Source organism: Pseudomonas sp. IPO3749, assembly GCF_013386605.1.
In the GTDB taxonomy this organism is placed as follows: domain Bacteria; phylum Pseudomonadota; class Gammaproteobacteria; order Pseudomonadales; family Pseudomonadaceae; genus Aquipseudomonas; species Aquipseudomonas azotoformans_A.
In genome coordinates, this window is record NZ_JACARN010000049.1 from 19,324 (window position 1) to 31,251 (window position 11,928).

Consider the following 11,928-nt stretch of genomic DNA (forward strand, 5'->3'; position numbering starts at 1 on the left):
ATGGACAGCGCGACTGACGGCCAGCAACAGCTTCACCTCCTGTATCGCGACCATCACGGTTGGCTGCAAGGCTGGCTGCGCAAGCGCCTGGGCGATCGCGAGCACGCGGCTGACGTGGCGCAGGACACCTTCCTGCGCCTGCTGGTGTCCGGACGTTTCCCCGGTGACAAGGAAAGCCGCAGCTACCTGGCGCAGATCGCTCGCAACCTGGTGATCGACCAGTGGCGCCGCCTGCGCATCGAGCGCGCCTACCTGGAAAGCATCGCGCACCTGCCCGAGCCGGAATCTCCGTCCCTGGAAACCCGCGCGCTGATCCTCGAAACCCTGATGCAGATCGACGCCATGCTCGACCGCATGCCCGACAACGTGCGCCAGGCGTTTTTGCTGTCGCAGTTCGAAGGCCTGAGTTATGCACAGGTCGCTGAGCGCTTGGATGTCTCCATTAGCTCGGTGCAGAAGTACATGACCCGCGCCATCGTCGCCTGCTACCAAGTGGCCTACGCCGAATGAGACACGACGCACCCATCGCCCCGGCGATTGTCGAGCAGGCCAGCGAATGGCTGATGCTGCAATGGGGCGGCGACCTGCAAGGCGAACAACGCCTGGCCTTTGCCCGTTGGCAGGCTGCAGACCCGGAGCATCGTCGGGCCTGGCAGCGTTTGCAGCAGCTGCAGCACACCCTCGGCAGCGTGCCTGCCGACAGCGCCCGCGCGGTGTTGCGCGACACCCCGGATACGCAGCGCCGCGCTGCGCTCAAGCTGCTCGGCCTGCTGTTGGTGGCTGGTGGTAGCGGCTACTTGGTGCAACGCAGCGAACCCTGGCAAGCCGCCTTCGCGCAATACCGCACCCGCACCGGCGAGATTCGCCACGTCACCCTCAGCGATGGCACGCGCCTGGACCTCAACAGCGACAGCGCGGTCGACCTGCGTTTCAGCGCCAGTGAGCGGCGTATCCGCCTGATCCGCGGCGAGATCCTGTTGACCAGCGGCCACGACCCCGTCCGCCCGTTGATCGTCCAAACCCCAGCGGGCGATGTGCAGGCGCTGGGCACCCGCTTTAACGTGCGCGAACAGGCCGATGGCAGCCGTGTCGACCTGTACGAAGGTCGCTTGCGAGTGACCCCGATACAGGGCGTAGCCGTGCAGATGAACGCCGGTGAAAGCCTGTGGTTCAACCAACGCCAAAGCGCGTCGCAGGCGGCGGTGAGCGCCAATGCCAGCAGTTGGACCGAGCACCGCCTGATCGCCGAGCGCCAGCCGTTGGGCGAATTCGTGGCGCAACTGAGTCGTTACCGTCCGGGGCTGCTGCGCTGTGATCAGGCGGTGGCCGGTCTGCTGCTGACGGGCGTGTTTCCGCTGAACGATACCGACGCCATCCTCGCCGCGCTGGAGCGATCGTTGCCGGTCCAGGTGCAGGCGGTCACGCGCTACTGGGTGACGATCAAGGCACGGGCCTGAAAATTTTTTCACCTGCGCTTGTCGGTTTTTGCATCCCGCTCGGGATACCTCTTGAAAGCCAATCAAGAAGCGATCTCACGGGGAGTCCTGCAATGCCGCACCACCCAATCCAACCCTTGGCCCGCGCCCTGCGCCGTGGCGTGTTTGTCAGCCTGTTGGCGACGGTGCCGATGGTGCCGACGCTGGTCCATGCCGAAGAAAGTACCGAAGCGCTGCGCAGCTACAACATCCCGGCCGGCAGCCTCGACCAGGCACTGAATCGCTTTGCCAGTGCGTCGGGCATTTTGCTGTCGGTCGACGCGACGCTGACCGAAGGCAAGCGCAGTGCGGGCCTGCAAGGGCGCTATGGGGTCGGGTCGGGTCTGGAGCGGCTGCTGGCGGGCAGCGGCCTAATGGCGATGCAATCCCAGGGTGGTTGGTCGTTGCAGGCGGTTTCCAATGGCGGACCTTTGCAACTGGGCGCCACCCAGATCAGCGGCCAGCCAGCCCAGGAAAGTGCCTGGGGCCCGGTGGACGGGATTGTCGCCACCCGCAGTGCGTCCGGCAGCAAGACCGATTCGGCACTGGTGGAAATCCCCCAGACCATCAACGTGATCACCGCCGCCGAGATCAAGGCGCGCGGCGCGCAAAGCATCACCCAGGCGTTGCTCTACACCCCTGGCATGAGTGCGGGTGGTTTCGCCGACCGCGTGAAGCTGTTCGATGAACCGACCTCGCGCGGCTTCTCACCGACGCCCCTGTACCTCGATGGCCTGCACTTGCCCTACGGCGGTGGCAGCACCGGCGGCGCGTTGCAGATCGAGCCGTATTCCCTGGAACGCATCGAAGTGCTCAAGGGCCCGGCCTCGGTGCTGTTCGGGCAGAACCAGCCCGGCGGCATCGTCAACATGGTCAGCAAGCGCCCCAGCGAAACGCCCATCCACCAAGTGGTGCTGGAAGCGGGCACCTACGAGCACAAAAGCGCGGCCATCGACCTGAGCGGTCCCTTGGATGAGCAAGGGCAGTTTCTGTATCGCCTGACCGGCTTGGCCAATGACGGCCAGGACGAAATCAATTACGTCGAAAACAAACGCCAGTTCATCGCCCCCAGCTTTACCTGGCTGCCCGACGACGACACCCGCGTGACGGTGTTCGCCCAGTACCAGAAAGACAAAGGCGTGCCCGAAGCCCAGGGGTTGCCGGCGTCCGGCACGCTGTGGGCCAACCCCAACGGCAAGATCAAGCGCGACCTGTTTATCGGCGAGCCCGGCGTCAACCAGTACAACCGCGAGCAATACGCGCTGGGCTACGAGATTTCCCATCGCTTGAACGACACCTGGACGCTCAAGCAAAACGCGCGTTACGCCGAGGTCGACGACCGCTACACCGCGCCGTTGCACGGCTACCGTTTCGTCGCCAACCCAACCACTGGCGTACAGGATCAACGCTACCTGCAACGCTTCGGTGTGGACTGGGCGCAGAACAACAAAGTGTTTGGCGTGGACAGCATCGCCCAGGCGGAATTTGATACCGGTGCCTTCTCTCATACGATGATCTTCGGCCTGGACTACTACCATTCCAACTCGCAGTTCCACGGCTTGTACGACCGCAATCCGCCGATCATCGACCTGTTCAAGCCGGTCTACGGCCAGCGCCTGAATTTCGGCCAACCGTACCGCTGGGACCGCACCATCACCCAGACCGGCCTTTACGTGCAGGACCAGATCAAGTGGGACAAATGGGCATTGGTACTGGGCGGGCGCTACGACTGGGCCAACGTCGTCAACAAAGAGCCCTTGGCCGACACCCGGTTCGCCAGCAAAGACCAGGCCTTCACGGGCCGTGCGGGCCTGGTGTACCTGTTCGATAACGGCCTGGCGCCGTTTGTCAGCTACACGGAATCCTTCCTGCCGCTGGCCGGCACTGACGCCAATCAGAAGCCCTTCGAGCCGTCCACCGGCAACCAATATGAAGTCGGCGTGAAGTACCAACCGCCTGGGCAGAAGAGTTTCGTGCAGGTCTCGGTCTATCAACTGGATCAGGAAAACGTGCTCACCACCAACCCGGTCGATACCACCTTCAGTACTCAAAGCGGCGCCATGCGTTCACGCGGCGTGGAAGTGGAAGCCAAGGCCGTCCTCAGCGATGCCTGGGATATCGTCGCGTCGGCTTCGCGCAACGACATCAAATACACCAAGGACAACGACGGCCGCGAAGGTCGCCATCCCGCCGGTATCTCACCGCTGACCGCGTCGATGTGGGTCAACTACAGCGTAATCGGCGACACACCGCTAGCCGGTCTCGGCGCAGGCTTGGGCGTGCGTTACGCTCGCCAGAGCCTGGGTGACTACTACGAAGGCGCCTTTAGCGTGCCTTCCTACAGCGTCTACGACGCCAGCCTGAGCTACGACCTGAGCCGATCGCCGCTGAAACTCAAGGGCGTGAAACTGGCGATGAACGTGCAGAACCTCACCAACAAGACCTATGTGTCGCAGTGCACCAGTGACCTGGATTGCTACTACGGCGAAGGGCGCACGGTGGTATCGAGCTTGACCTACGACTGGTAGGCAGTCGGTTGTAGGACACGTCCTGATTGAGTCGGGTGTGAACTTTAAACGTCTCGCGAGCGTTAGCTTTTGGCTGGCCACCCTCGCGAGATACGGCCTATGTCTGTCGCTGAAGATCCCTATGCCACACCACGTTCCCGCCTGAGCTGGATGCCGGTTCGCGAACCGGTATTCCTGGTGGTCGCCCCGCGCAAACTCCTCGTCTTGGCGCTGCTGACCCTGGGCGGCTACTTTGCCTACTGGCTCTACCAGCAATGGACGCTGTATCAGCAAGCCAGCGGCAAGACGCTGTGGCCCTGGGTTCGGGTGATGTTTCCGGCGTGCTACTTCTGTTCGCTGATCCTCAGCGTGATGCGAGAACTGGAGCAGGGCGAGTCGGCCTTTTACTGGTGGCCTCGCTGCCTGGCGGCGGCGATCTTTCTGGGAGGGTGCTTGCCGTTCACCGTGCTGTGGCTGTTGTCACCGTTTGTCGTACTGGCTGTCGTTGCATGCATCGCCGTGTTGCAGGTGGCGTTGGCGTTGCAGCTGCAGTGCGCGATCAATCACTTGGAGCAGGATCCCGAGGGAGAGGGAAACGCACGCCTGACGCGCGCCGAATGGCTGGGAGTAGGTGTCGGGCTACTGGGATGGGGGTTGCTTGTGACAGTCTGGGGCGCCGGATAAGAGAACGGCGTTTCAAGGGTTTTGCAAAAACACCACATACCCTCGAAACCACTCGCTCGTTTGCAAATACTTCGGTTCCTCCCACGTCCCGCCTTGAATCAAGCCGATCTTGAACGGCAACCCCAACCGATTCATCCGTGGCAAATACGCCGCGTAATCCGGGATGCTGTGGCGCCCCTGGTACGTCTGCACCACCACTTCATCCACCATGCCCTTGAGCTGGGCGATGGCGGTGGGGTCGGCATTGCTGCTCCAGTCCATCAGGCCGGTGATGCTCAGTCGCAGGTCAGCGGGCAGGCGCTGGCGCAGGTCGCGCAGGAAGTCGGCGTATTCGTGCAGGTACTGGGTGCGGGCGTCGAAGTCGATCTGAATGCCGACCACCGGATTACCTGCATCGCGCCAGCGTTGTACCTGGCCAAGCAGTTGGGTGTAGACCTGTTCGGGCCAGTGCAGGGTGTGGGCGCGATAGACAATCCAGATATCGCCCTGGGTCAGGCGCGGCACGCTGATGCCTTGGGCGATCATCTGCACGCCGCGCCCTGGCGCGCGGCGCGTGGAGTTGATCTGGGCCTGGAGGATGTACAGGGTTTTCGCCTGCTTGAGCACCGGCTGTGGGGTGATGCCGCTCCACAGCCAGAAAGCGTCATAGTCGCGGGCGTCGACGGCGCCGAAGGCCGGACTCGCCAGCAACAGCAAGCCGAGCCACAGGTGCCTCACCAGTAGTACTGCAGCGATTTGCCCCACTGGGTGTCGGCGTAGCTGGTTTTCAGCTGGCGGAACCAGGCTTTGCGCACAGCCGGCTCCACGTCGACGCCGCCGCAACTGTTGTAGCCCGAAGGCCCGTAGCAATTGATGGCGCGGAACAGTGCGTAGGCCTTGTCATTTTTCGGCGCCTTGGCGTTGCCGATCACCTGTTTGTAGCCATCCAGGCGCGAGAAGGTTTCACCCTTGAAGTCCGATGCACTGCTGCCCAGGCTGCCGGCGGCGCGTGCCTGCTCCAGCGGCATGCCGTCCAGGCCATTGCGCAGGATGAACTCACCCAGGCAGTTCAGGCCCTGTGGGTTCTTGGCATCGGCCTGCAAGGTCGCGGCGATTTGCGTGATGCTCGGGCAGGCGTAGCCGGACTCGGCTTTGTCGCCGTTCCACTGGAACAGTTTCAAGGTCTGGCTGGCGCTGTAGACGTAGCCCAGGCTGGTGCCCAGTTTGTCTTCCGGGGCGGAGGCTGGCAGTTGCTTGAGGTCGTCGGCGAACGTGGCGTACTGGCCACGCAGCAGGTCTTTGTAGAGCAACACGAATTGCGCGGTCTGGCGCTCCAGCGGGTCGCTGGCCCCGGCGATCTGCTGGCGCAGCAATTCAGGACCGGCGACGTTGCGCAGCAGGATGTAGCGCACCGGCTTGGCGCTGATCGGTGAATCGCTGGCAAACACCTTGGCCAACTGGCCGCTGCGCTCGTAATTCATGGCCAACGCCAGCTCAAGCTGGTCGCGTTGCAACGGCAGTTTCGCCAGTGGTAGCAGTTGCAGCCAGAGCGCTTCGGCGCCTTTCCAGTCTTGCTTGGCTTCCAGGGCCAGGGCGCGCAGGGTCTGCTGGCTGAAGGCGAAGTAATTCAGGCTCGACGGAACGCTCTGGGGCAATTGTTTCAGCGCGGCATCCGGCTGATGCTCGGTATACAGCGCAGACACCGCGAGCAAGTAGTCATACAGCTGCGGCGCGCCGGCGAACGCCGCTTTCTGCTTTTCCAGGTCGGCGCGAGAGAGGGCGGGCTGGTTGCCACCGCGCATCACCATCAGGTCACTGACAAACTGGATCATCGGCGTGCTGACGGTTTCGCTATTGACCATCAACAGCTTGAGGTCGGCTTCCTCCACCAGATCATCCACCGACACATTGCGCTGCGCGTCAGTCGCTTCGGTCATCGCCCAGCCGAAGGCCTCGGCGAGTTTGGTGTTGTCACCGGCCAACCAATAGACGCGACGCAACAGGCCACGGGCGGAGGCCAGGTAATCGCCCTGTGGATAAGTTTTCAGGTAACCGAGGAAGCCTTCTTCGGCATCACTCAGGGCGGACTTATCCACATGCTCAAGCTGCGGCATGCCGTACTCGTCAAAGGCTTCAGCCTGCGCCTGGTTCAAGGAGGTACGTGCGGTCATGTACAGCGCGGTTTCCTTCAGCCAAGGCACCTGGCTCATGCTGGCGGCGGCAAAACCTCGTTCGGCGTCACCGAAGCGACCGCTGTAGAAGTCGGCGGCGGCTTGCAGGTAGGTACGGAACAGTTGGCCGTCGTGGGACTGGATCTGCTGGGCGTCCACCACCTGGCCTTCCCACGAACAGGCCTTGAGCAGTTGCAAGCGCGCCTTTACCAGCAACTCACGCTCGGCTGCCGGCATGTCGGCCTTGATCACCTGGCTGATAAAGGCCGTGGCGCTGTCATCATCGTTGCTGCGGCAACGGCTGCCCTCGCCAGTCAGGAACGCTTCGCCTGCGCTCTCGTACTCGTCGCGCTGAATGCCCAGGGGCTTGAGCAGCGTGTCGAGTTCGGCGGTGCGCGAGTCGTCCGGCTTGTTGTCGGGCTCATCGTTTGTCGCGGGAATAGGCGCCAGGCGATAGACCGGGAAGGGCACCAGGCCAAAGCCCTGGGACAGATCATCTTCGCTCAGGGCGTTGGGCGTGAGCGGTTCGGCCTTTTTGTCCGCCAGCAGCAGGCGCAGGTTGACGCGACTGTCGTTGCCGGGGCTCAGGAAGGGCAGGTTGCTGCAGGAATCGAGGCTGTCACGCGAGACGCGCCAATCGGGGTAACACGAGTCGTCAGAGCTGGCCTGGGCCTGTTGGGTAATGCCGGCAAGCAGTGCCAGTGCCAGAGGTGACAGAAAACCGATGCGCATGACGTGTCCTTGATCCTGAGTCCTTGGAGGGGGGCAATAATAGCGTGTTCCTACGGTTGCTTCGGAGAAGCCCTGCACAAATTGCTGATTTGTCTGATTCCAGCAGCCAGCCTGGATCTTTTGTCCTAGAGTGGCGATGTTTGCGCTTGGGCAATCAGGGGAATCGAGGTGCGTCGGTCTGTGGTAGAGCAAAACGAAAAGGTCGGGACGTTACCCGCACTCAGTCGCCTCAGTTGGGAAGGTGCCGGCTGGATCAGTCGTCTCTGGTGGGTGCCGATCCTGGCGCTGGCCATGGCCCTGCGGTTTTACAACCTGACGTCGGCGGCGATTTGGGGCGACGAGGGCTCTAGCCTGCTGCTCAGCGAATATGCCTTGGGCGACCTGTGGTTCCACGCGGCGCACGACGTGCACCCGCCGCTGTATTTCTTCCTGCTGCGCGGCTGGATCGAACTGTTCGGCGACAGCATCTGGTCGATTCGCGGCATGAGTGCCATTCCCGGTGTCATCGCCGTGGGCCTGGGCGTTTGGCTCACGCGGCAACTGTCCACCCGCCGTGCGGCGGTGCTGGCGGGGATCCTGCTGGCGCTGTTGCCGACGGCGGTGCGCTACAGCCAGGAAGTGCGCATGTATTCGCTGCTGGGCGTGTGGCTGCTGGGCGCCACGTTGGCGCTGGTGTACTGGGTGCGCCAACCCGAGCGCACTCGGTATCTGGCAGCCTACGCGGTGTTGATGAGTGCCGGTTTCTACACCCATTACTTCACTGCACTGTGCGTGTTGGTGCACTGGGCCTATCTGAGTGTGCTGGCTGGCACGATGCCGCGTGACCAGCCCCTGATCACGCGCCCGGCCTGGTGGGTGGCCAACGCCACGATAGTGTTGCTGTACCTGCCGTGGCTGCCGAACCTGCTGGACCTGGTGCAGCATGTCGAACAGCTCAAGGTGGGCGGTGATATTGGCTGGGAAGAGCCGGTCAGCCTGTTCTCCCTGCCGTCGATGATCTGGCAGTTTGTGCTTCAAGATGAAGGTGTCGGTTTCTGGTCGCCGCTGTTCTGGCTGTTCCCGTTGCTGCTGGTGGCTGTCGTCGTTGCCACCGCTTGGTGTGACCGTGAGCGTTATCGGCCGGCCAGCCTGTTGGCGCTGTTTTTCCTGTTGCCACTGCTGTTGGTCTACGGGGTGTCATTTATTTCCCCGGTGTTTATCGAACGTTACCTGACGGTGTATGCCCTGGGTTTGCCGATCCTGCTGGCGATAGCCATCGATCGTCTGCCATCGCGGTTTTCATTGCTGGGGGCGGCGCTGTTCGTGCTGTTTGTCGGCGTGGAACTGGTGGGGTTGAAAAACAATTTCACCGTGGATGAGCACGACCAATTCAACGTGCCGGTGGAGTTCGTCAACCGCAATTACCAGGAAGACGATCGCATCGTCCTCAGCGACATGATGTGGTACCTCAGCTACGTGTATTACGACCAAACCGACGCCCAGTTGCAGCTCTACACACCGCCCAAACCCGACGGCACGCCCACCCGGCCGAATGCCTACGGCTTTGGCACGTTGGTGGACCAGGACGGCGGGCGCATCTACCTCGACCACCTGTCGGCACTCCCCGCCGAGACCCGTCGCGTGTGGCTGATCAGCAGCAACGAAGCCCCCGACGATTTCGCCCCGCTGCCCGAAGGCTGGCGCGAACTCAGTCGCCAGGATGGCGGCGGCGCGCGTGCGCGGTTGTTCGTGCTGTGCAACGTACCGTCGGCACAACCCGAGGGCTGCCGCTAGACTGGGTTGATACTTTTCTATCAGGAGCCCGCCATGGAATCGCCCGTGCATAGCTTGCCGTCATTGTTCAAACAGCTGGGTTTGCCGGATGACCCGGTGAGTATCGAGAAGTTTGCGGCGGTTCACTCGCCGCTCAAGCCGGAGCTGAAACTGGCGGATGCGTTTTTCTGGACGGACAGCCAGAAGGCGTTTTTGCGCGAGGAGATTCTGGAGGATGCGGATTGGGCTGAGGTGGTGGATGAGCTGAATTTGATGTTGCGGGGTGGGCGAGGGGTGTAAAAAAAACTTTGCTGAAACACGATAATGTAAAAAAAAATGGTGAGAGGTAAAAAAAACTGGGCTTTAATCACTCAAGTGAATTTTTTCTGGGGAAGCTCACCTTGGCGACAGTCGGATATGCCCATCTCTGCGAATCGCTGGATTTAAAGGTCATCCCGCCTCGCCGCGTCGCGATGATTAAACCCGTGACCAGAATCACCCTGATCGGCAACTGCCTGGCGGTTCCGCATGCCGTCGCACCTGCGCAACATGCCCTGTTTGAGCACGTGCTGTTCGCACTCAAGCATGAGGGTGTGAATCTCGCCATACTTGCCCAGGTTTTTGAACGTCTTGGTCCGGAGCCATTTTTGGCCGGTTTGGCGGAATCCCCCCATGGCGCCTTTATCCGTAAAGCCTGCTATTTGTGGGAAGGATTTACCGGGCGAGCGCTTGATTACGCACTACCTGTTCGGGGGCGTGTTGTTGCCTTGTTTGATCCCGAGCGCTATGTGACTGGCCCAAGCATCCGCAACAGTCGTTGGCGAATTGATTTTAATGGCCTGGGCTCTCTGCATTACTGCGCGACGGTGGAGAGAACGCCTGAGTTGGAGACGTTGTTGGCCCTTGATGTGTTGGGTCACGCCAGATCTTTCATGGCAACCCTGCCTCCAGAAATGATGGACCGCGCGATCCAGTGGGCCTATCTCCACGAAACTCGCGATTCATTTGCTATCGAAAAAGAACAACCCAGTGAAGAAAAATCCCGACGCTTTGTCCAGCTTTTACGCCAGGCTCACGAAGGGCGGCTGCTTACAGAGGACTACTTGGTCGAGCTGCAAAACAGCACCGTCTCCAACCCGTTCGACAAAGCCGTCGCATTCCGCCATGAACAAAACCACCTGCACAACGGCCTGCGTGGTGCAGCGGGTGTCAGCTATGTACCACCTGCTGCGGCGCTCTGTCAGGACCTGATGGAAGAATTGATGGCGTTCGCCAACCAGCCTGTGAGAGAGGTTGATCCATTGGTGGCGGCTGCCGTCACTGCTTTCGGCTTTGTGTTCCTGCATCCGTTCATGGACGGTAATGGGCGCCTGTCTCGCTTCCTGATCCACCAAACACTCTGCCACTACGGCGCGCTGGAGAACGGGCTGTTGTTGCCTGTTTCCGTTGCGATGAAGCACGAAGAGGCGGCCTATCTGGAGGCGCTCAAGTCGTTCTCCCAACCCAGGCGGGAATTCTGGAGCGTGACTTGGCTGGATGGCGATGAAATGGCCTTCGAGTTCATCGGCCACCCGTCGATTTACCGCTACTGGGACGCCACCCGCTGTGTCGAATTCACCCTGCAAATGGCTCGACGCGCATTAGAGGTGGAACTGCGTGAAGAAACCGAATTCCTCGACCGCTACGACCGCGTGATCAAGGCCGTGAACCAGCGTTATGACGTGCGCGGCAGTGATCTGTCGAAGCTGGTGATGATGTGCCTGGATAACGAGGGCAAGGTTTCGAAGCATCGGCGCAAGCAGTTTCAGTACAGCGTGGCGGAGGAGGTGTTTGAGTTTATCGAGGAGGAGGCGGGACGGGTAAACGAGGATGAAAGTGCTCAGCCTCCGTTCGCTTGAGGCATCAATGGGGTACGCCACTTTCTGGAGGCCACTGGCGAGCGGTATGCACCAGAGCCACAATCCTCACCACGTTTGGCTCAAGTTGATAAACGAGCCGGTAACTCGGATGGGGAATGACCTCGCGCGTTCCAGAGATTCGACCTGAGGGGCCAATTTCCGGGTTTTGGGCCAAGCCAGCTGCTGCGATGCTAAAACGCCGGTCCATGTCGGCAGCGGCCTGCGGGTTTTTATCGAATAGAAAATCCCAGATTTCTCGACGATCCTGCCCGGCCTCGGGCGTCCAGGTAACCCTCACTCCAGGTTATCTACTTGAGCGCGCCTCGCTGCAAATTCGGCCTCCAGGTCTTCGTTGGAAATCTCTCGGCCTGCCCGAATGGACGCGCGCGAGGCATCTACTTTGCGTTGTAAGAATTCGTCATATTCCCGTGTCTCCTGTTGAGACTGCACAAACTGACGCATCATTTCGCGCACGATTTGCGACGCCGGGCGATGCGAGGCTTCGCACTCTGCCATGAATTGGTCGCGCAACTCTGATTCCAGTTTCATAGTGAAGACGGCTAATTTGGTCACAGTTGAGGCCTCGAAATGGTATGTACAAAGTATATACATCGTAATTACCAATAGAAGTGAGGTCAGGCAGGAGGCGACTAACGGTTTAGAACATTTCGGCCGATTGCACCCTCGTCGCTTCTCATCAAAATCCTGCACCCGCGCCCAAACCCGCTTT

At 61.0% G+C, this 11,928-nt stretch carries 11 protein-coding genes; 7 read left to right on the forward strand and 4 right to left on the reverse strand.

Annotation, left to right across the window (positions count from 1 at the left end):
• The 4 genes from HX812_RS19885 (at window position 1) to HX812_RS19900 (ending at window position 4,666) form a co-directional block, all read left to right on the forward strand.
• A complete protein-coding gene (locus HX812_RS19885) occupies window positions 1–510 on the forward strand; it encodes a sigma-70 family RNA polymerase sigma factor (protein ID WP_038842405.1) in 510 nt (169 codons plus the stop codon).
• Window positions 507–1,457 (forward strand): FecR domain-containing protein, encoded by a 951-nt coding sequence (locus tag HX812_RS19890; protein WP_038842407.1) that lies wholly within the window; start codon window positions 507–509, stop codon window positions 1,455–1,457. Before HX812_RS19885 ends, HX812_RS19890 begins: the two co-directional genes overlap by 4 nt.
• A 92-nt stretch (window positions 1,458–1,549) precedes the next feature.
• Window positions 1,550–4,003: a TonB-dependent siderophore receptor gene (locus HX812_RS19895; RefSeq protein ID WP_038842410.1), complete on the forward strand. Its 2,454-nt coding sequence runs from the start codon at window positions 1,550–1,552 to the stop codon at window positions 4,001–4,003.
• Window positions 4,004–4,102: 99 nt separating this feature from the next.
• Window positions 4,103–4,666 (forward strand): hypothetical protein, encoded by a 564-nt coding sequence (locus HX812_RS19900; RefSeq protein WP_152514682.1) that lies wholly within the window; start codon window positions 4,103–4,105, stop codon window positions 4,664–4,666.
• Between the two features lie 12 nt (window positions 4,667–4,678).
• Here the strand turns inward: HX812_RS19900 and HX812_RS19905 are convergent, their stop codons facing one another.
• Together HX812_RS19905 and HX812_RS19910 are read right to left on the reverse strand one after the other, a co-directional pair.
• Window positions 4,679–5,383, reverse strand: coding sequence for a DUF3142 domain-containing protein (locus HX812_RS19905; RefSeq protein WP_038842414.1), 705 nt, complete (start codon window positions 5,381–5,383; stop codon window positions 4,679–4,681).
• Window positions 5,380–7,548 (reverse strand): hypothetical protein, encoded by a 2,169-nt coding sequence (locus HX812_RS19910; RefSeq protein WP_038842416.1) that lies wholly within the window; start codon window positions 7,546–7,548, stop codon window positions 5,380–5,382. The genes HX812_RS19905 and HX812_RS19910 overlap by 4 nt, the downstream gene beginning before the upstream one ends.
• Window positions 7,549–7,716: 168 nt before the next feature.
• Here HX812_RS19910 and HX812_RS19915 point away from each other — a divergent pair, with 168 nt between their 5' ends.
• From HX812_RS19915 to HX812_RS19925, 3 genes are all read left to right on the forward strand, one after another.
• Window positions 7,717–9,321 (forward strand): glycosyltransferase family 39 protein, encoded by a 1,605-nt coding sequence (locus tag HX812_RS19915; protein ID WP_038842419.1) that lies wholly within the window; start codon window positions 7,717–7,719, stop codon window positions 9,319–9,321.
• 33 nt (window positions 9,322–9,354) lie between these two features.
• Window positions 9,355–9,600 (forward strand): DUF2789 domain-containing protein, encoded by a 246-nt coding sequence (locus tag HX812_RS19920; protein WP_038842421.1) that lies wholly within the window; start codon window positions 9,355–9,357, stop codon window positions 9,598–9,600.
• A gap of 101 nt (window positions 9,601–9,701) precedes the next feature.
• Window positions 9,702–11,198, forward strand: a complete 1,497-nt coding sequence (locus HX812_RS19925) for a Fic family protein (protein ID WP_038842424.1) — start codon at window positions 9,702–9,704, stop codon at window positions 11,196–11,198.
• 4 nt (window positions 11,199–11,202) lie between these two features.
• Here the strand turns inward: HX812_RS19925 and HX812_RS19930 are convergent, their stop codons facing one another.
• Both HX812_RS19930 and HX812_RS19935 read right to left on the reverse strand, forming a co-directional pair.
• Window positions 11,203–11,496, reverse strand: coding sequence for a type II toxin-antitoxin system RelE/ParE family toxin (locus HX812_RS19930; protein WP_080642330.1), 294 nt, complete (start codon window positions 11,494–11,496; stop codon window positions 11,203–11,205).
• Window positions 11,493–11,771 (reverse strand): hypothetical protein, encoded by a 279-nt coding sequence (locus tag HX812_RS19935; protein WP_033900182.1) that lies wholly within the window; start codon window positions 11,769–11,771, stop codon window positions 11,493–11,495. The genes HX812_RS19930 and HX812_RS19935 overlap by 4 nt, the downstream gene beginning before the upstream one ends.
• Window positions 11,772–11,928 lie beyond the last annotated feature (157 nt).

Coding starts and splice junctions, on each gene's coding strand:
- HX812_RS19895 (WP_038842410.1), top strand. CDS start 1,550: ATGCCGCACCACCCAATCCAACCCTTGGCCCGCGCCCTGCGCCGTGGC.
- HX812_RS19885 (WP_038842405.1), top strand. CDS start 1: ATGGACAGCGCGACTGACGGCCAGCAACAGCTTCACCTCCTGTATCGC.
- HX812_RS19910 (WP_038842416.1), bottom strand. CDS start 7,548: ATGCGCATCGGTTTTCTGTCACCTCTGGCACTGGCACTGCTTGCCGGC.
- HX812_RS19900 (WP_152514682.1), top strand. CDS start 4,103: ATGTCTGTCGCTGAAGATCCCTATGCCACACCACGTTCCCGCCTGAGC.
- HX812_RS19920 (WP_038842421.1), top strand. CDS start 9,355: ATGGAATCGCCCGTGCATAGCTTGCCGTCATTGTTCAAACAGCTGGGT.
- HX812_RS19890 (WP_038842407.1), top strand. CDS start 507: ATGAGACACGACGCACCCATCGCCCCGGCGATTGTCGAGCAGGCCAGC.